This window comes from Deinococcus sp. NW-56, assembly GCF_002953415.1.
Taxonomy (GTDB): Bacteria; Deinococcota; Deinococci; order Deinococcales; family Deinococcaceae; genus Deinococcus.
Window position 1 is genome coordinate 253,791 of the sequence record NZ_CP026516.1, and the last position, 18,810, is coordinate 272,600.

The 18,810-nt window shown below is 71.3% G+C and carries 13 protein-coding genes; 8 read left to right on the forward strand and 5 right to left on the reverse strand.

The genetic code is table 11. The annotated features are described in order from the left end of the window. The first annotated feature begins 30 nt into the window (after positions 1-30). From dnaX to C3K08_RS01405, 4 genes are all read left to right on the forward strand, one after another. Complete coding sequence (gene dnaX, locus C3K08_RS01390; RefSeq protein ID WP_104989715.1) at positions 31-2,319, forward strand: DNA polymerase III subunit gamma/tau; 2,289 nt, start codon at positions 31-33, stop codon at positions 2,317-2,319. A 63-nt stretch (positions 2,320-2,382) separates the two neighbouring features. Continuing rightward, on the forward strand, positions 2,383-4,146 hold the full coding sequence (locus tag C3K08_RS01395; protein ID WP_369848381.1) for a glycoside hydrolase family 10 protein: 1,764 nt from the start codon (positions 2,383-2,385) through the stop codon (positions 4,144-4,146). Between the two features lie 542 nt (positions 4,147-4,688). Beyond that, positions 4,689-5,177: a flavin reductase family protein gene (locus C3K08_RS01400; RefSeq protein ID WP_104989716.1), complete on the forward strand. Its 489-nt coding sequence runs from the start codon at positions 4,689-4,691 to the stop codon at positions 5,175-5,177. A gap of 35 nt (positions 5,178-5,212) precedes the next feature. Next, positions 5,213-5,458: a hypothetical protein gene (locus tag C3K08_RS01405; protein WP_234009113.1), complete on the forward strand. Its 246-nt coding sequence runs from the start codon at positions 5,213-5,215 to the stop codon at positions 5,456-5,458. On the opposite strand, the gene C3K08_RS01410 is transcribed toward C3K08_RS01405, so the two are convergent. After that, the gene (locus C3K08_RS01410; RefSeq protein ID WP_234009114.1) at positions 5,445-7,283 is read right to left on the reverse strand and encodes an ABC transporter ATP-binding protein; all 1,839 of its coding nucleotides are present in this window, start codon (positions 7,281-7,283) and stop codon (positions 5,445-5,447) included. The genes C3K08_RS01405 and C3K08_RS01410 overlap by 14 nt on opposite strands. 251 nt (positions 7,284-7,534) lie before the next feature. Here C3K08_RS01410 and C3K08_RS01415 point away from each other — a divergent pair, with 251 nt between their 5' ends. The 3 genes from C3K08_RS01415 to C3K08_RS01425 are packed head-to-tail and all read left to right on the forward strand — an operon-like array spanning position 7,535 to position 12,104. After that, positions 7,535-10,624 carry a type ISP restriction/modification enzyme gene (locus tag C3K08_RS01415; RefSeq protein ID WP_104989717.1) on the forward strand — a complete coding sequence of 1,030 codons (3,090 nt, stop codon included), beginning with the start codon at positions 7,535-7,537 and terminating at the stop codon, positions 10,622-10,624. Between the two features lie 35 nt (positions 10,625-10,659). Then, positions 10,660-11,607 carry a GTP-binding protein gene (locus C3K08_RS01420; RefSeq protein ID WP_104989718.1) on the forward strand — a complete coding sequence of 316 codons (948 nt, stop codon included), beginning with the start codon at positions 10,660-10,662 and terminating at the stop codon, positions 11,605-11,607. Between the two features lie 17 nt (positions 11,608-11,624). Continuing rightward, the gene (locus C3K08_RS01425) at positions 11,625-12,104 is read left to right on the forward strand and encodes a PaaI family thioesterase (protein WP_104989719.1); all 480 of its coding nucleotides are present in this window, start codon (positions 11,625-11,627) and stop codon (positions 12,102-12,104) included. Positions 12,105-12,157: 53 nt separating this feature from the next. On the opposite strand, the gene csaB is transcribed toward C3K08_RS01425, so the two are convergent. The 4 genes from csaB to C3K08_RS01445 all read right to left on the reverse strand — a co-directional run bounded on the left by csaB (position 12,158) and on the right by C3K08_RS01445 (position 16,861). After that, positions 12,158-13,129: a polysaccharide pyruvyl transferase CsaB gene (csaB, locus tag C3K08_RS01430; protein ID WP_104991851.1), complete on the reverse strand. Its 972-nt coding sequence runs from the start codon at positions 13,127-13,129 to the stop codon at positions 12,158-12,160. Beyond that, complete coding sequence (locus C3K08_RS01435; RefSeq protein WP_369848384.1) at positions 13,126-15,060, reverse strand: DUF5693 family protein; 1,935 nt, start codon at positions 15,058-15,060, stop codon at positions 13,126-13,128. Before C3K08_RS01435 ends, csaB begins: the two co-directional genes overlap by 4 nt. Positions 15,061-15,188: 128 nt before the next feature. Further along, positions 15,189-15,803, reverse strand: coding sequence for a uridine kinase (gene udk, locus C3K08_RS01440; protein WP_104989720.1), 615 nt, complete (start codon positions 15,801-15,803; stop codon positions 15,189-15,191). After that, the gene (locus tag C3K08_RS01445) at positions 15,800-16,861 is read right to left on the reverse strand and encodes a Glu/Leu/Phe/Val dehydrogenase dimerization domain-containing protein (RefSeq protein ID WP_104989721.1); all 1,062 of its coding nucleotides are present in this window, start codon (positions 16,859-16,861) and stop codon (positions 15,800-15,802) included. Before C3K08_RS01445 ends, udk begins: the two co-directional genes overlap by 4 nt. 215 nt (positions 16,862-17,076) lie before the next feature. Here C3K08_RS01445 and C3K08_RS01450 point away from each other — a divergent pair, with 215 nt between their 5' ends. Continuing rightward, entirely contained in the window at positions 17,077-18,513 is a 1,437-nt protein-coding gene (locus C3K08_RS01450) for an E3 binding domain-containing protein (RefSeq protein WP_104989722.1), read from the forward strand. Positions 18,514-18,810 lie beyond the last annotated feature (297 nt).

Below are 18,810 nucleotides of genomic sequence, written 5' to 3' on the forward strand. Positions count from 1 at the left end.
CGTCTGCCCTGCCCGCCCGGAGGGGCCAGCATGAGCGCCATCTATCAGCGTGCCCGGCCCATCCGCTGGGATCAGGTGGTCGGCCAGGAACACGTCAAGGACGTGCTGAAAACCGCGCTGGAGCAGGGGAGGGTGGGGCACGCCTACCTGTTTTCTGGGCCTCGCGGGGTGGGCAAGACGACCACTGCCCGGCTGATCGCCATGACGGCCAACTGCACCGGGCCGAGTCCGAAGCCCTGTGGCGAGTGCGAGAGCTGCCTCGCGGTGCGGGCGGGGTCGCACCCCGACGTGCTGGAGATTGACGCGGCCTCCAACAACTCGGTCGACGACGTGCGCGACCTGCGCGAGAAGGTCAGCCTCGCGGCCATGCGCGGCGGCAAGAAGATCTACATCCTCGACGAGGCGCACATGATGTCGAGGGCGGCTTTCAACGCCCTGCTCAAGACGCTGGAGGAGCCGCCCGGCCACGTCATCTTCATCCTGGCGACGACCGAGCCGGAAAAGATCATCCCGACCATTCTGTCGCGCTGCCAGCACTACCGCTTTCGCCGCCTGACGCCGGAGGAAATCGCGGGCAAGCTCGCGGGGCTGGCCCAGCGCGAGGGCATGACCGCCGAGCCGGAAGCCCTGAACCTGATCGGGCGGCTGGCCGACGGTGCCATGCGCGACGGCGAGAGCCTGCTGGAGCGGATGCTGGCGGCGGGCACGGCGGTGACGAAGGCGGCGGTGGAGGACGCGCTGGGCCTGCCCCCCGGCGAGCGGGTGCGCGGCATTGCGGGGGCTTTGGTGCTGGGGGATGCGGCGACGGCCCTCCAGGGTGCGGCGCAGCTCTACCGCGAGGGCTTCGCGGCGCGGACGGTGGTCGAAGGGCTGGTCGCGGCCTTCGCGGACGCCCTGCACGCCGAACTCGGGCTGGAGGGGCAGGCGCTGGAGGGCGCCGACGTGCCCCGGCTGCTGAGGCTGCAAGCCGCGCTGGACGAGCAGGAGTCGCGCTTTGCCCGATCGGCGGACGGCCTGAGCCTGGAACTGGCCCTGACCCATGCCCTCCTCGCGGCAGATGGGGGCGGGGGGAGCGCGGCCCCGGCTGGGGCAGCGGCGGTCCCTGCCCTCCCCGCCGACGTGACCCAGCGCCTGAGCCGCTTGGAGCGCGAGCTGGCCGAGTTGCGGAGTGCGGGGGTGCGGGCGGCCCCGGCGCCGACCCAGGAAGCTCCGGCCCCTCAGCCTGCCGCCCGGCGCTCGGCTCCAGCCACACCCCCGCCCGTTCAGGAGGTCCCCGCGTCCGCCGCAGCCCCTGTCCCTGTGCAGGGCAACTGGGCGGACGTGACCCGGCAGGCGTCCATGCAACTCCGGGCCTTCCTCAAACCTGCCCGGATGCACGCCGAGCCCGGCTACGTGAGCCTGAGCTACGACGAGAAAAATGCCTTCCACGCCAAGCAGATCGCCGCCAAATTTGACGAGGTGGCTGCGCTGGTGCTGAAGGTCTTCGGCCCGGTGACCTTCGAACTCGTCGCGCCGGAGGGCGGGCGGCGGGTGCGGCTGGGTGGCGGTGGGGACGGGCCAGGGCCGGGGGGCGGTGGGGGAGGGGGCCTGCCCCGGTCACCCACTCCAGCGCCTGCCTCACCGCCTCCGGCACAGTCCGCCGCGCCCAACCCCAGGGCCGACATTCCCGCCTTCGACCCCGCCCCCCGCCCCCGCGCCACACGGGGGCCGGACTTCGCCCCGGTGGAACGGGCGGCACCGGAGAAGCCCGTTGCTCAGGCCGCGCCCCAGGCCCGCGCCGCGACCGCCACCCTGGACGCCCCCCCACCCGCGCCCCTGCGCCCCGCCCCACCCCCCAGTCCCGACGACGTGGCGCCCGCGCCGCTCGCTGAGTCCGGTCCCGCCCCCTGGGAGGACGACCACGCCGCCGACCCGCCCCCCCCGCCCGAGGGCGCACAGGGTGGGGACCGGGTGGCCCCGCCGGGCGCGTCCCGCGAACTGTACGTCGTGGAGGAGGTGACCCAGGAACCCAACTGGGACGACATCGGCGGGACGGTGGATGGGCCGCCGCCCTCGCTGGAGGACGCCCCCTTCGCGGACGTGGTGCCCACGCGACCGGCGCCCACCCCGCGCCCCTCGGCTCCGGCGCCCGCGCCTGCTCAGGCTGCCCCCTCCCGCCCCGGCGACATCCGCGCCCACCCGCTGTACGAGGAGATCAAGGGCCGCTTTTCCGGCCGCGTGCGCGAGATCGGCAAGAACCGCCGTGTCCAGGCCCAGGCCGCCGCTGCCGACGGCGACGCCCCGGACGATGAGGCTGAGGGCGCCGAGGCCCAGACCTAGCACCGCTGCAGGCCCCGCCTTCACCCGCCCGCCCCGGCCCCTGCGCTACGCTGCCCGCACACCGTGAAGACCTTTTCCCCCGTGCGCCTTGCCCTGCCCCTGACCCTGCTGCTCTCGGTGGCGGTGCTCCCAGGGGCGGGGGCGACCGCGCCCACGCCCGAGCCTCTGCCGCCTGTCCCCGCGCCCGTGGTGCCCGCCCCAGCTCCGGTGGACCCCGTGCCCCCGGCGACGCCGGTTGAACCGGCCCCAGTGCAGCCCGCTCCCGTGACTCCGGCACCGGTGGTCCCGGTCATCCCAGCGGCGCCCGTGGCCTCGCCGCTGGCCCCGCCGGTGTCGGCGCCCGTCGTCCCGGCTCCCGTGGTGCCCGTCCCGGTGACGGTGCCGCTCCCGCCCGCCCAACCCGCGCCCATCAGCACCGTGCGCGGTCTGTGGGTGGACGCCTTTGGGCCGGGGCTCAAGACGAGGCAGCAGGTCGCGCAGGTCGTGGAGGACGCCGCGCGGCTGGGGGTCAACACCCTCTTCGTGCAGGCGGTGCGGCGGGGCGACTGCCTGTGCCTGCGGGCCAGCGTGCCGCCCATCACCGACCGGGACTTCGAGAAGAACTTCGACCCGCTGACCATCGTGACCCGGCTGGCGCACGCGCGGGGCATGCGGGTGATCGCCTGGGTCAGCGTGACGGGCGGGGTCAATGCCCGCGTGCCCAACACCAGCCCCCGGCACGTTTCGCGGCTGCATGGCCCCACCGCCGGGGCCAACTCGTGGATGTCCCGCCGTCCGGACGGCTCCTGGCAGGAGGGCGGGGACGGCTGGCTCGACCCGGCCATTCCCGGCGCCGCCGACCACATGGTCGAGTCGGTGGTCAGCCTCGTCCGCAACTACCCGGTCGACGGGGTGCAGCTCGACCGCATCCGCTACCCCGACGGCGGCGCGTGGGGCTACGACCCCAAGACGCTGGCCCGCTACCGCGCCGAGACGGGTGCGAAGGGGACTCCCGCCGCCTCTGACCCCCGCTGGCAGGCCTGGAAACGCGAGCAGGTCACGGCGCTCGTGCGCCGCATCAGCCTGGAGGTCAAGGCCGTGCGCCCGACCGCCTGGGTCACGGCCGCGACCATCACCTACGGGGCGCCGCCCGCGCCAGGCGACCTCGCGGCCTTCCGCAAGTCGCGCACCTACACCGACGTGTTGCAAGACTGGCCGACCTGGATGCGCGAGGGCTACCTCGACCTCAATGTCCTGATGAATTACAAGCGTGACACGGTGGGCGAGCAGGGCGAGTGGCTGGACGGCTGGAATGCCTTTGCCGCCAGCGTGCGCGGCCGTTCGGAGGTCGCGGGCGGTACGGCCCTGTACCTCAACACACCCGCCGTGACCGCCTCGCAGGCCCGGCGCACGGTCGCCTCCGGGCTGGGCTGGGTGGGCTATTCCTACCGCACGCCCACCCTGGACGTGTACGGCACCCGCCAGAGCACCGGGCAGGGGCTGGAGGCGATTCGCGCCGCCCTCACCGCGCCGGGGGGGGCGCTGGCGGGCCGGGTGGACTGGCAGGTGGGGCCGCCGACGCTGCGGGGCCTCTCGGGGCGGATCGTGGGAACCGCCGTGCTGGGCGGCCGGGCGGTGGAGGCGGTGCAGGGCGGCAGGGTCGTCGCCCGGACGATCACCGACGGCGGCGGACACTACGGCTTCCTCACGCTCCCCGCCGGGCCGGTCGAGGTGCGGGTCAGTGGGCAGCGGTGGGCCGAGGCGGTGCCGGAGATGGGCGTGGTGCGGCTGCCCGATCTGCTGGTGCGGGACGCGGCGCCTGCTCCGGCGGCGAGTGGAAAGCGGTAGGGGCAAGGGGGCTTGATTCGCCTGCGTCCTCACCCCCCCAGCCCCCCTACCCCAGCGGGGCAACCTCTCCGCCGCCCAGGGCGGCCTGCGCGTTGCCGCTAACTCATCCAGCGCGTCTGGCACTTGGTGGAGGGGGGAGCGGCGCTGCGCTAGGCAAAGGGTGTCCCCCCGTGTTCCGGCGTCGCTTGCCCCGCCCCCGTTTCCCTCTCCACGCCATCCTCCGCCCTATTGGAAGGCCTCGGCGCAGATGCGCCGAACGGCTCGTCTGCCTGGAAAGTGAACTTGCGAGACGGGAACATTGAGGACGGCTGACACAAGGAAAAGACGGCTTGAGCAACAGCAGGTTAGCGGCTTCTCCCTCCCTCCTTGTGGGGGACTCGTAGAGCTGCTTGCAGAGGGCTGGGGAGGGGGGTGGCAAGCAACGCTTGCCCTGTAGGACGATTTGCCTCCCCCAGCCCTTCAACCCTCCGCACAGGCGGCTTCCCCCACCCCACCGGCAGCCCACCCGACGCTCCTCCCGACCCCCCGCTACACTCACCTCCATGACCTCTCCCGCTCCCGACGGTATTCCCCCCTTCGAGTTCCGGCAGACGCTGGGGCGTTTTGCCAGCGGCGTCACCGTCATCACGGCGGCGGATGGGGAGGAACGGCGGGGCATGACGGCGAGTGCGTTCGTGTCGGTGAGCCTGACCCCGCCGCTGATTCTGGTCAGCGTGGACCACCGCGCCCAGATGCACGCGCTGCTCTCGCGGCCCGAGGTGGAGCGCTTCGGCGTCAGCATCCTCTCGGCGGCGCAGCGCCACCTCAGTGACCACTTCGCCGGGCGGCCGGGTCCCGAGGAGGCGGTGCCGTGGTTCACCCACGAGGGCCTGCCCCTGATCGGCGGCAGCGTGGCGCAGCTCGTGTGCCGCAAGCAGGAGGTGATCGCGGCGGGTGACCATACCCTCTACCTTGGGCTGGTCGAGTACGCCCGCTACACCGACGACGACCCGCTGGTCTACTTCCGGGGCCAGTACCACGAGCTGGTCTGAGGAGCGGCCGGTGCCTCCCCTAGGCCCCCCAACTCGTGGTCGCGCTCGCGCTGGCGGGGCTGACCTTCTTCGTGTTCTATCCCTGGAGCATCGGGGGCGGGCGCAGCGTGGACGCGCTGGACGCCTTTTTACTGGTCTTCGCGCTGGTCAATCTACGGCTCGCCTGGTCGGCCGCCAATACAGCGGACGGGGGCCGGGCGCCCGCGTGGTTCGTCGTGCTGGGGCTGGGGACGGCGGCCCTGATCGCCACCGGGATGATCGGGGCGCTCACTCCGCGTTGACGGGTTCGGTGGGCAGAGGCAGGTCGTCCGGCCACTCGCCCGGCAGCGTCCCGTCCAACCCCCGCGCGGCCCGCTCCAGCGCGGCATAGGCCCCATTCCGTGCCCGCAACACGTCGGGTGGACCGTCCTCCACGATGCGCCCCCCGTCGAGTACGAGCACCCGGTCGGAGGTCCGCGCGAGGCTGAGGCGGTGGGTCACGATCAGGGCCGTTCGCCCGCGCATCAGCCGCCCCAGGGCCGCCACCACGACGGCCTCGCTCTCGGCGTCCACGGCGCTCGTCGGTTCGTCAAGGAGGAGGACGGTGGGCCGCGCGAGCAGCGTCCGCGCGATGGCGAGGCGCTGGCGCTGGCCTCCGCTGAGGCGCACGCCGCGCTCGCCCACCACCGTCCCTAAGCCCTGCGGGAGCGCCTGCACGAAGTCCAGCGCGTAGGCGGCCTCCAGCGCCCCCTCGACCTCCGCGTCGCCAGCGTCGGGGCGGGCGTAGCGCACGTTTTCCAGCACCGTGTCGTGAAAGAGGAAGGTGTCCTGCGGCATGGTGACCGCGTGGGTGCGCAGGCTCTCCAGCGTGAGGTCGCGCACGTCCACCCCGTCCAGCAGAACCCGGCCTTCCAGTGGGTCATGCCCACGCGGAACCAGCGAGAGCAGCGTGCTTTTTCCTGCCCCCGACGCTCCCAGCACCGCCACCCGCTGCCCCGCCGGGATAGTCAGCGTCACGTCCCGCAGCACCGGGCGGGTGGGGTCGTAGCCGAAGGTCACGCTCTCGAAGCGCACTTCCCCCCGCGCGGGTTCGGGGAGGGGCCGCGCACCGGCACGCTCGGCCACCGCCACGGGCGCGTCGAGCACCTCGAAGACCCGCCGCCCGCTCGCCTCGGCGCGTTGCAAGAGGTCCCCGATATTCACGAGGTCGTCAATCGGGCCGTAGAAGTAGCGCCCGTAGCCCCGGTAGGCCAGCAGCCCGCCCAACGTGAACTGCCCGGCCAGAATCAGCCACGCGCCGCCCCCCAGCATGATCACGTTGCCGAAGTTCGCCACGAAGCGGGCCAGCGGAAAGGCGCGGTTGCGCAGCGCCACGGCCTTCACCTGCTCCGTGTACAGCTCGCCCGCGAGCGCCGCGACCCGGCGTTCCTCCGCCGCCTCCCGCGCGAAGCCCTGCACCACCCGCACCCCGCCCAGGCGGTCGGTGATCAGCGCCGTCAAGTCCCCCAGCCGGGTCCGCGCCGCGCGGTAGGCGGGCCGCACCGTGCGGGCGTAGCGCCGCAGCATCAGCGCGACGGCCAGCATGGGCAGCGTGACGAGCACCCCGAGCAGGGGTTGCAGCGCGATGAAGATGGCGACCACACCGATCAGCCGCAGGGCGTTCGCCAGCACGGCGTCCGTCCCGCGCACGAGCACGTCCTGAATCGCGTCCACGTCCCCGGTCACGCGGGCGATCAGGTCGCCGGTGCGCTGCGTCTCGAAATAGCTCGCGGACTGGCCCTGAAGCTTGCGGTACACACTCAGGCGCAGGTCCAGCGTGAGCTGCTGCCCCGCCCGCTCCAGCAGCAGGCCGCGCCACGCCGAGAGGAGTTGTTGCAGCCCGAACACGCCGACCAGGAGGGCGAGCTGCCCCCCGATCAAGGTCCAGTCGCGGGCCGGAATCCCCTGGTCGACCACCCGAATCCACACCAGCGGCGGGTACAGCTCGGCGGCCACGCTGCCCACGAGGAGGAGCAAGCCCAGCGCCACCGTGCGGCGGTAGGGCGTGAGCAGGCCGTAGAGGCGGCGGGTCACGCCGGGGCCGGGCGTGGCGGGGCCTGCGCTCTGGGGATTGGGGCGGGGGGGCACGGGGAAAAGGGTAGCGCGGGGGGTGGGGGCAGGGCTGCCCGGTGGCCCCCTCACCCCCTCCCAACCTCCCCCCTCAAGGGGGAGGAGCAACAACAGAGGGCACGTGTTCCTCCCTCCTTGTGGGGGACTCGTAGAGCTGCTTGCAGACTTGTAAAGCTCCGCAGGAGAGGGGGGTGGGCGGCAGCGCCGCCTCAGGGTCCCACCGCAACTCCGCCCCCGCCCCACCCCCGCCGCGCCCTATCCTGCCGGGCATGTCGGTGCAACTCGTCCGCAGGTTTCAGAAACGGCTCGAAGACGCCGTGCAGTTTGGCGGCACGCGCAACGAGACGAGCGTGCGCGGGGCCTTTCAGGGCCTGCTGACCGAGTGGGCCGAGGCCCAGAGCGATCCCCTGCGGCTGGTGCCGGAGGTGGGGTACCGTCCGCCCGGCCAGAAAAATACGGTCTACCCCGACGGCACCCTCAAAGACGCCCTGCAACAGCCGCGCGGCTTCTGGGAGAGCAAGGACGAGGCCGACACGCTGGACCATGAAATCGAGAAGAAGTTCGCCAGGGGCTACCCGAAGGACAACATCCTCTTTGAGGACAGCCGCACCGCCGTATTGATTCAGCACGGCGAGGAGGTCCGGCGCGTGCCGATGGACGACGCCGAGGCGCTCGCGGGGCTGCTGACCACCTTCTTCGCCTTCGAGCCGCCGCAGGTCACCGAGTTCCGGCGGGCCATCGAGCAGTTCCGGGCCGAGATGCCGCACCTGCTGGGCGTGTTGCGGGAGGCCATCGCCGCCGCCGGGGAGAACCCCGACTACCGGCGCGAGCTGGGCGCCTTTGTCGAGCTGGGGCGGGAAGCCATCGACCCCGAGTTCCGGGCCAGGGACGCGGGCGAGATGCTGATTCAGCACATCCTGACCGGGGACCTCTTTCGCAGCGTCTTCGACAACGCCCAGTACCACGAGGACAACAACATCGCCCAGCAGCTCGGGCGGCTGGCCGACACCTTTTACAAGGGCCAGATCAAGCGCGACGTGACCGGGCGCACGAAACGCTACTACGGCGCGATCAACGCCGCCGCCGCCCAGATTGCCGACCACCACGAGAAACAGCGTTTCCTGAAGGTGCTGTACGAGAACTTCTACCGCGCCTACAACCCCGCCGGGGCCGACCGCCTGGGCATCTTCTACACCCCCGGCGAGATCGTGCGCTTCATGGTGGGGGCCACCGACGCCCTGCTCGACCGCCACTTCGGCAAGGCGCTGAGTGACCCCGGCGTCGAGATTCTGGACCCCGCCACCGGCACGGGCACCTTTATCACCGAGCTGATCGACTACCTGCCCCGCAACAGGCTGGAACACAAGTACGCCCACGACCTGCACTGCAACGAACTGGCGCTGCTGCCCTATTACATCGCCAACCTGAATATCGAGGCCACCTACGCCCAGAAGATGGGCCACTACGCCGAGTTCCGCAACATCGTCCTCGTCGATACCCTCGACAACACGGGCTTCGGCGTCTCCAGCGCCCAGGAATCGCTGTTCGGCGGCGTCAGCGCCGAGAATTTGGAGCGGGTCAAGCGCCAGAACGCCCGCCCGCTGCGCGTCATCATCGGCAACCCGCCGTACCGCGCCAACCAGGCCAACGAGAACGACAACAACAAGAACCGCGACTACCCCCAGATCGACCGCCGCATCAAGGCCACCTACGTCGCCGCCAGCCGCGCCCAGAAAACCAAGCTGTACGACATGTACTCGCGCTTCCTGCGCTGGGCCACCGATAGGCTCAAGGACGACGGCATCGTCGCTTTCGTCATGAACCGCAGTTTTATCGACAGCCGCACCTTTGACGGCTTTCGCAAGGTCGCCGCCGACGAATACACCCACATCTACGTCATCGACCTCGGCGGCGACGTGCGGGCCAATCCCAAACTCAGCGGCCCCAGGCACAACGTCTTCGCCATTCAGACGGGCATCGCCATCGCCTTTCTGGTCAAGGCGACGCCCACCAGAAAGCGCCGCGCCGACGCCCCAGCGCAGCCCGCCGTGATCGAGTACGCCCGCCGCCCTGAGATGGACACCGCCCGCCAGAAGCTCGACTGGCTCGCCACCACCCCATTCGGAGACGTGGACTTCGAGCGCATCCGCCCCGACGCCAAGCACAACTGGATCGGGCAGGCCGAGCATGGCTGGGAGGAGTTCCTGCCTGTGGCGGATAAGCAAACGAAACAGGCCAAAGTCAAAGGGCAGGAGCAGGCGATTTTCAAGCTGTATTCGCTTGGCGTTGTTACCAACCGGGATGAATGGGCTTATGATCTAAGCCCGAAGAATCTTGAGAGTAAAATAAGTTGGCTTATAGAACACTACAATTCGCAGATTGGGAGTGGGTATAGGCCAAGTGAAGACAGTTTGGCTGAGATAAAGTGGACGCGAGCCGTTAAAGCCGACTTATCTAAAGGCGTAAGATATACTTACGACGAAGCTAAGATACTATCCGCGCTCTATAGGCCCTACTCGCGTTCGTTGATCTATTACGACAAAAACCTAAATGAAGTCCAGTATCAGAATCCTCAAATATTTCCAGACTCTAGTTCTAAGAACCAGGTTATCCTGTTCAACGGCGCTAATAACGTCCATTGGGACCCGCTGGCCTCTGATCGAGTTGTAGACCTGAACTGTCTCTATGGCGGCGCTCAATGCCTCCCCCTCTACCGCTACTCGGGCGGCGAGCGGATCGAAAACATCACCGACTACGCCCTGAAAGCCTTCCGCGACCACTACGCCGACCCTGGCATCACCCGTGAGGACATCTTTCAGTACGTCTACGCCGTCCTCCACCACCCGGCGTACCGCGAGAAATACGCGCTGAATCTGCGCCAGGAGTTCCCGCGTGTGCCCTTTTACCCGGAGTTCGGGCGCTGGGTGGCCTGGGGCCGCGAGCTGATGGGGCTGCATGTGGGCTTCGAGACGGCGGCCCCCTACCCGCTGGAGCGCGTGGACGTGCCGCCGAAAGGGGAGACGCCCGAGGCGCGGGCGCTGGCGGCGCGGGGACGGCTGAAGGTGGTGCGCGACGCGGCCAAGGTGCCGACCGGGGCGATTGAGCTGGACGGGCTGACGACCCTGCGCGGGGTGCCGCCTGCGGCGTGGAGCTACCGCCTGGGCAACCGCTCGGCGCTGGAATGGGTGCTGGAGCGCCACAAGGAGACGTCGCCCAAAGACCCGACCATCCGCGAGAAGTTCAATACCTACCGCTTTGCCGACCACAAGGAACGGGTGGTGGACCTGCTGGCCCGCGTGACGACCGTGAGTGTGGAGACGGCGCGGATTCTGGGGGAAATGCCGCCGGAGACGGTGTAGGGCGGCAGGCCCCGGCCCCCGCTATCCTCGGTCCCATGACCCCGCCCGAATCCCGCCCCGACGACCGCATTCCCGTCCTCGTGATCGGCGGCTTTCTGGGCGCGGGCAAGACCACGCTGGTCAACCACCTGATTCGATCGCTGCCCCACCGCCTCGGCGTGATCGTGAACGAGTTCGGGGCCACGGGCGTGGACGGCGGATTGATCGAGCGCCTTCAGGACGACGTGACCGAACTGACCGCCGGATGTCTGTGCTGCACGGGCCGGGACGATCTGCTGCGGGCGCTCGTGACCATCGGGCTGCGGGAGCACAGGCCCGACGCCGTGTTGGTGGAGCTGAGCGGGGTGGCGGACCCCACGCCCGTGCTGACCACCCTGCTGGAACGCTCCGTGCGGGCGGCCTTCCGGGTGACCACGCTGGTGGCGGTGGTGGACGCCCGGCACGTCCTGACCACCCTGCGCGAGCACTCCGAGGCGGCGCGGCAGCTCGCCTACGCCAACGTGGTCGTGCTGAACAAGACCGATCTCGCGGACCCGGTGCGCCTCGACCACGCCGAGGACGTGTTGCGCAGCGTCAACCCCCTCGCCCGCGTGGTGCGGGTGGAGCGCGGACAGGTGGACGCGGACGCCCTGCTCGCCCGCGACGACTTCGACCCCAGGGCACTAGAGGGAGCTGCGCCCGTGGCCCACACGCCGGGTCTGACTTCCTTCACCCTGCGCTCGGAGACGCCGCTGGACCCCTACCGCTGGCAGCGCTTCCTGACCGACCTGATTCTCTCGCGCCCCGCCGAGGTGCTGCGGGTCAAGGGCACGCTCTCGCTGCTGGGCTACCCGCACCCGGTGCTGTTTCAGGCGGTGCGCGACCTCTTCACCGCCGACGCCTGGGAGGGCGAGCCGGGACCGTCCGAACTCGTCTTGATCGGGCGGGGGCTGGACCGGGCGGAGTACGAGGCGGCGTGGGCGGGGTGCGTGGCGGAAGGCTGAGCGCCTATCCTCCCCGCATGACCCCTCCCCAGACGGCGCTGCACCCCGACCTCCAGATGCCCAGCCCCGACGAGCTGGACGCGCTGACGCCCGGGGACCTGGCCGCCCGTATGAATGGCCTGTTCGGCACGTTGGCTGAGCGGCTGGGCATCGAACTGCTGACCGCCTCGCGCGAGCGCCTGAGCGCCCGGATGCCGGTCGAGGGCAACCGCCAGCCCGCCGGACGGCTGCACGGCGGGGCCAGCCTCGCGCTCGCGGAAGAACTCGCCAGCGTGGGCACCTGGCTGAATCTGGACGTGCGGCGGCAGGTCGGCGTCGGCGTGGACGTGAGCGGCACCCATGTGCGCGGCGTGTCGGACGGCTGGGTCACCGCCGAGGCCACCCTGGCCTACCGGGGCCGCACGGTGATGGTCTGGACGGTGGAGGTGCGCGACGAGCGCGGCCGGACGACGACGCTGGCGCGGTGCACCTGCAACGTGGTCACGCACGGGGGCTAAAGGGAGAGGGCCAGCCCTGGCGTCTGCCTGAGCTGGCCCCCGGTGCTCGGCCTTCAGCCGCCCAGCGCCCACCCGAAGCTGTCCCGCGCCCGTTCCTTCATCCCCGCCACCCCGCCCCAGTCGGGAGCGGTGCGGGCCAGGGCCTGAGCGGTCAAGGCGTCCGGGTCGGGGGTGACCGGGTGGGCAGGCGCCCCCGCGTCCGCGCAGAAGCCCGCGACCTTGGGGTCGTAGGCCACGCCCGCGAAGGGCACCCCGGCGGCGGCGGCCAGGATGACCGCGTGCAGCCGCACCCCGATCACGAATCCGGCCCCCGCGATGGCGTCCAGCGCCTCCTGCGGGTCGCGGGTGCTCAGGACGTGGTCGGCACCGAGGGCCTGCGCCGCCGCGTCGTCGTGGCCCGGCATGAAGCTCAGGGCGGTCACGCGGCGCCCCTCCGCCCGCAGCCGCCGCACCGTCTCGGCCAGCGCCGGGGCCGCCGCCGTCACGTCCCCGCGCGGGGCCACGATCACGTGGGCGGGGTCGGGGGTCAGGCCCGGCGTGGGCGCGAGCAGCAGTGCCGGGTCCCCGCCCAGCCGTCCCTCCAGCCCCAGCCCCCGCAGCGTCTCCAGACTGCCCCGGTCGCGCACGATCAGGGGTACGCCCCTCAGCGCCGAGGCCACCTTGCGCCCCCCCTCCTCGCTCAGCGGGCCGACGCTCTGGTTGAACACCACCACACGCTTGCCCAGCGCCCGCGCCAGCCGGATCACGCCGAGGTAATAGGTCAGCGTGCGCCCACTCGTCTTGTCTTGCAGCAGCCCGCCGCCCCCCGAGAGCAGCACCTGGGAGCGGGCCAGAGCACCCACCAACCCCCACGGCTGCATCCGGGGGGCACTCTCGCTCCCGTAGGTCTGCGCCGTCTCGCTGGGCGTGTTCGACAGCAGCAGCGGCGTGTGTCCGGCGGCCTTCAGCTCCCGCGTGATCGCCAGGGCGATGGCCTCGTCCCCGGTGTTCCCGAAGCCGTAGTACCCGCTGACGGCAACCCTCACGCCCGGCTCTCCCCGCTGGTTGCTGGCGACTGGCGGCTGGCCCCTCTCGCGCCCCAGGTCTGCCACAGCCGCAGCAGGTACTTCACGACCGGAATGGCGATGAGGCCCAGCAGCAGCCCCACCCCCAGCCCGATAAAGCAGCGGGCGGCGCTGATCAGCAGCGGCGTGTGAAAGTGCGAGAAGGTGTTCAGGATGCTGGCCTGCCCCACCACGCCGCCCAGAATCAGCAGCGGGCTGAAGTAGCCCGGCAACGCGCCGCTCAGGCCCACGAGGGCGAGCGGGTGCCCGGCGAGTTCCTTGAAGCGGGGCCGCACGATGGAATCCTGCACCCCCTGCCGCAGTTGGGCCTCCACGTCGCTGACGCCCACCGCGCTGACATTGCCCCGGCGCAGGAACACCAGCGCGAAGACCGCCAGCCCCAGCCCCATCACGGCGATGTCCCCCAGCCGGATGGGCGCGTTGTAGAGGTCCCGCGCGGTCTGGCGCAGGTCCTGTTTGGGCAGGAAGCTCAGCGCCACCAGCACCAGCGGCACCAGCAGGGTCAGGCCCCCCCCCCGGAAGGGTTCCAGGCCCAGCACGCTTTCCCGGCTGGCCCCCAGCGCCGAGACGAACAGCACGCCGACGAGCGACAGGCCCGTCGCCAGGAACCAGTCGGTGACCCTGGATCGCCGCAGCACCAGCCCCAACGCCGGGAAGGTCACGGCGGCGAGCAGCGCCGCGCCCGCGAAGGGCTGGAACCCGTCCAGACTGTTCAGCGCAAAGGCCAGCAGGGTCACCCCCGCCATCACCAGCAGTCCCAGCCGGGGCAGCGGGAAGCTCAGCGCGAGCAGCAGGGCGGCGGCGAGCGGCCCCAGCAGGCTCAGCCAGCGCAGCGTGTCGTTCGGCGCGTAGGGGCGCACCTCGGGCGTGCCCACCGTCAGACCTGAGCGGTCCAGCAACTCAGAGGTGCGGCGCAGCAGGGCTTCGGTCTCGTTCACGGTGGGGTAGGGCCGCAGGTACAGCAACCGGTGGCCGCGCTCGCGGGCGGCGAGGTTATATTTGCTGGCGACCTCCTCCGGGTTCAGGCGGTTTTGCCACGACGGATTCATGGTGAAGGTCCGCACCGCGCCCCGGTCCTCGATCAGGGTGTCGAGGCCGCGCTGGTCCGAGCCCTCCACTAGGGCGGGCAGGCGGCTCCCCATCGCCCGGTCAATCTGCTCCAGCCGCTCGGGCGTCCGCGCCCCGATCACCTCGTCCCCGGTGAAGGCGACGTAGGGCACGTCCGGCCAGTCCGCGCCGGGGGCCTTGACCGCCACGTCGTCGTAGGGGCGGTAGACGGTCACGAGGCCCTGTCGCCCCAGGTCCGCGATCAGTTCGCTGTTCGGCCCGGCGGGCAGGAAGGAGGGGTCGGTGGGCCACTCCAGCCACGTCTGCCCGGCAATCTGCACCTCCCGCGTGGGGATGGTGTAGCGCTCCGGCAGCCCGTCGAGCGCCCCCGGCTCCAGCTCCCGCATATACACCCACTGCGGGTTGACGCCCTCGCCGGGATTCTCGGCGGCGAGGTCGGCGCCCCGGCGCACGTACAGCTCGCCGCGCTGCTCGCGGTTGCCGATCACGTCCTCGTAGACGGCGACCCCGTTGACTCCCAGCGCCTTGTAACGGTCCAGCAGCGCCTGCGGGGTCAGGCCCACCCGCTGCGCCTGCACCGCCAGCGCGGGGTAGTCCATGACCAGCGCGACCGTCTTTTCCCGCTGCTCGTACCCCACTCGGTCCCAGGCCAGCAGCAGCGCCGGAATCAGCGAGAGCAGGATCACCCCCAGCAGCGGCCAGGTGAGGCGGTGACGGCTCGCGGGCGGCAGCGGCGTGGCCGGAGCCAGGGCTCCCCCCGGTGCGGGCGGCGGCGTGAGGTCGGAGCGGACGGGGGGCGGCGGGGTCGGGGCGGGATCGGTCACGGGGTCATCCTAGGGGGGAGTGGTGAGGGGGTAGTGGTTAGTGGAACAGCTTGCGGCCAGGTACGGGGCAGGTCGTCCGCCGAAAGGGGGAAGGGGCTGGTGGTCCGAGCGGCCACCATTCACACGCCTCACACCGTCGTGCGAATCCGCGCCGCCAGCATGTCGAGCGCGGGCTCGTTCATGCCGCCGTGCGGGATAATCACGTCGGCATATCTCTTGGTGGGTTCCACAAAAGACAGGTGCATGGGCCGCACGAACTCCAAATACTGCGAGATCACGCTCTCGGGAGTGCGCCCGCGCTCCTGCGTGTCGCGCAGCAACCGGCGGATAAAGCGCACGTCGGCGTCGGCGTCCACGAAGACCTTGAGGTGCATCCGCTCCCGCACCTCCTCGTCGTACAGGGCGAAAAAGCCCTCCAGCACGACCACGGGCGCAGGCAGCACCCGGCTGGTCTGGGCCGAGCGGGTGTGGCGGGTGAAGTCGTATTCCGGCATCTCGATGGGCACGCCCGCCAGCAGCGCCCCCAGGTGCTCGCGCAGCAGCGCCCAGTCAAAGGCCGCCGGGTGGTCGTAGTTGGTGGTCAGCCGGGCCTCGAAGGGGATGTCGTCCTGCGCCCGGTAGTAGTTGTCCTGGTTCAGCACGGCCACGCTGCCCGCGCCCACCGTCTCGATCACCCGGCGGGTCACGGTGGTCTTGCCGCTGCCCGAGCCGCCCGCCACACCGATCACGAAGGGGGAGGTCACGCGCTCCTCCCGTACGTCCCCGCCCCGGCCCCCGCGCCCAGGCTGCCGATCAGGTCGATGCGGCGCTCGGCCATGCGGCGGGCGACCACGTGGGGGGGCTTGCCGTACTGCTCGGCGGCGGCGGTGATGCGCGAGACGGTGGCGTACACCCGCTCGGCGGCCTGCTCTGGGGTGAGGGTGGTCGCGGCGGCGATCAGTCCGGCCGCATTGATGGCAAAGTCGGGCATATACACGATTCCGGCTTCCCGCACGGCGGCCTCGCCCTGCCGGGAGAGGGGATGGTGTTCGCCGCCCGCGATCAGGCGGCACTGCAAGCGGGGCACGTCTGCGCTGCGGATGGAGTGCCCGTAGCCGCACGGCGAGAAGATGTCGCAGGGCACGTCGAACAGCTCGTGGGAGGACACCACCGTCACCCCGTCGAGGTCCTCGGCGAGCGCCTGGGCGCGTTCGGGGCGGGTGTCGGCCAGGGTCAGGCGGGCGCCCTCGCGGTGAAGGTGCGCGGCGAGCGTGCGGCCCACCGCGCCCACCCCCAGGATTGCCACCCGCACCCCGCGCATGCTCTCGGACCCCAGGGCGTGCCGGGCGGCGGCCTTCATGCCCCGGTAGACGCCGTAGCCCGTCACGCTGCTGGTGTCGGTGTTCACGCCCAGGGTGGCGGGCGTCTCCTGCGCGACAAAGGCGATGTCGGTGGGCGTCACGCCGATGTCTTCCGTGAGCACCACCCGCGACTCCAGCGGGCGCACCTGCCGCCCCAGCGCCCGGAACAGCGCCTCGCGGGCGTGCGGGTCGTCCACCCCCTGCTCGGGCAGCATCAGCACGCACGCGCCGCCGCCGTAGTTCAGCCCCGCGAGCGCCGCCTTGAGGGTCAGGCTCTCGGAGAGGGCCAGCGCCCCACGCAGCGCCTCGGTCTCGTCGAGGGGCCGCAGCCGCACCCCGGCGATGGCCGGACCCAGCACCGTGGAATGAACCGCCAGCGCCGCTTTCAGCCCGCTGGGCGCATGGTGAAGCAGCGTCAGCGCCTCGTGGCCCCGCGCCTGCATCTCGTCAAATATCTGCATTCGGACTCCTCGCCGCGTCCCCCGCGGCAACCCCCGTAGGGTAGCAAGGCGCGGGGTGGAGCACGGGCGGGCGCGAACCGCTCTCCCGTCCGCCGCGCCCCTCAGGCGCCTCACATCTGAAAGAAGCCTGTCAGGTGGCGGGTGCCACCCTGGGGCCTATGCAAGGCAGTGCCAAGCTGGTGCCCGGCCCCCGCGGCACCCGAAGGGGGACATGAATGGAACGGATTGCTCCGCTCGCCAAGATTCTGGCGGAAGCGAACGGCATCGACTGGCAGCATCTCGACGGCAGCGGCGACGGCGGCCTGATCGTCGAGCAGGACATCCTGAATTACCTCACCCGCATCATGAGCGGGGAGGAGGAGCCGCCCGCCACGCCCGTCGACGCCCCCCCGCCCGAGTGGACGGGCACCGAACTGCCCCCCGGCGGCGGCCTGCTCGCTCCCGGCATGCCCAGCATGGACATGCTCAGCAGCGCGGGCGTGGACTCGGACCTCGCCGCGCTCGTGGGCCAGCCCGCACCCGTGCCCTCCATGCCTGCCCCCGAGGCGAGCCTGCCTGAGGTCAGCCTGGAAGACGAGGCGATGGAGTTCGAGCTGGAGGACGAGCCGGAGATCGTGGCCCCCGCGCCCGAGCCTGCCCCTTTCGCGGCGGCGAGCGAGCCCGTGGAGGTGCCCGTCACCCCCACCCTCCCCATGCCGAGCTTCAGCGAACCCGTGCCCAGCGAACCTGTCACCCCGGAACCCGCCGTTCCCGCTGCGGCGGCCGCCGCGACCGGCGGCGTCATGGGCGGTCTGGGCGGCTTGCTCTCGCGCCTGTACCAGAAGCCCGGCCAGGACGCGGCTCCCGCGTCCTCCGCGCAGCCCGAGCCCCAGCCGACGGCCCCCGCCTTCACGCCCGCGCCCGCCTCGCCCTTCTCCGCGCCCGTGGCCGAGCCGACCCCGGTGGTGCCCACCTTCACCCCGGCGCCCCAGCCCGAGCCCACCCCGGAGCCCGAGGTCATTCCCGCCCCCCTGCCGGAAGTGGCCGCTCCCGAGGTGGTCGAGGAGGTGGCCGCCGAGCCCGCCCCCATGCCCGCGGCGCCCGTGCAGCCCGAGCCGACTGAGGTCGAGCCCGTCGCGCAGCCCGCGCCCGCCGAGGTTCAGCCCGAGATTCAGTCCGTGGCCGCTCCCATCCCCGCCGCGCCCGTGCGCGAGGCGGTGTGGTTCGGTCCCTACCTGCGTCGGGACGGCAACGTGGCCCCCACCCTGGAGCTGTGCCGTCAGCTTGCCGGAGCGCTGGGGCAGGATGTGCCGCTCGCGCTGCTGGTCGCCCGTGCCGCGCAGCGCCACGCCGAGACGCTGGAACTGGGCACCGTCGGCGTCTACCGGGTGGGCGGCGAACAGGCCCGCCCCGTGCAGTCGGGCAGCCTGCGCGAGGCCCTCGCCGCGCTTGACGGTGATTTCGCCGGAACGCCCGACCTCCTCGTCACCGACGCCGGGGCGCTGGGGCTCGACGAACTGCACCTGCCGCATGCCCTGACCCTCAGCGTGGGCCGCGTGCAAGGGGGCCGCGCCGCCCTGACCCTCAACGGCCCGGTGGACCCCGCCCAGGGCGCCCGCTTCCTGGCGAGCGTGGCGGCGACCCTCGAAGAGCCGATCATCCTGGTGATCTGATAAGGATTCCGGCCCAGCAGTTATTCAAACTGTTCAACCCGAGCGGACTTGTAAAGCTGCGAACCAGAGCGAGCAGGAACAAAACGGTTACCGGAAAGGAGTTATCGAATCGGTGCTCTCCTGGTTCGGTGACGGATTGGACGGGAACCGTAGGACCCCCGCCCGCCTTCAGGAGAAGGCTTCAGCCCCGGCTGAGGCCTTTTCTGCTTGGCCGCCCAGGGCGGGGGTCCCGGCGGGGTACACTGGGGCACGGTGCCACGCGCCGTGCTTTTTTTGGCCTGAAGCTGGAAAGGAGCA

Bases quoted from the DNA above. Each gene is read 5' to 3' on its own strand.
- C3K08_RS01445 (WP_104989721.1), bottom strand. From the start codon at position 16,861: ATGCAGATATTTGACGAGATGCAGGCGCGGGGCCACGAGGCGCTGACG.
- C3K08_RS01400 (WP_104989716.1), top strand. From the start codon at position 4,689: ATGACCTCTCCCGCTCCCGACGGTATTCCCCCCTTCGAGTTCCGGCAG.
- C3K08_RS01450 (WP_104989722.1), top strand. From the start codon at position 17,077: ATGGAACGGATTGCTCCGCTCGCCAAGATTCTGGCGGAAGCGAACGGC.
- C3K08_RS01420 (WP_104989718.1), top strand. From the start codon at position 10,660: ATGACCCCGCCCGAATCCCGCCCCGACGACCGCATTCCCGTCCTCGTG.
- C3K08_RS01425 (WP_104989719.1), top strand. From the start codon at position 11,625: ATGACCCCTCCCCAGACGGCGCTGCACCCCGACCTCCAGATGCCCAGC.
- C3K08_RS01415 (WP_104989717.1), top strand. From the start codon at position 7,535: ATGTCGGTGCAACTCGTCCGCAGGTTTCAGAAACGGCTCGAAGACGCC.
- dnaX (WP_104989715.1), top strand. From the start codon at position 31: ATGAGCGCCATCTATCAGCGTGCCCGGCCCATCCGCTGGGATCAGGTG.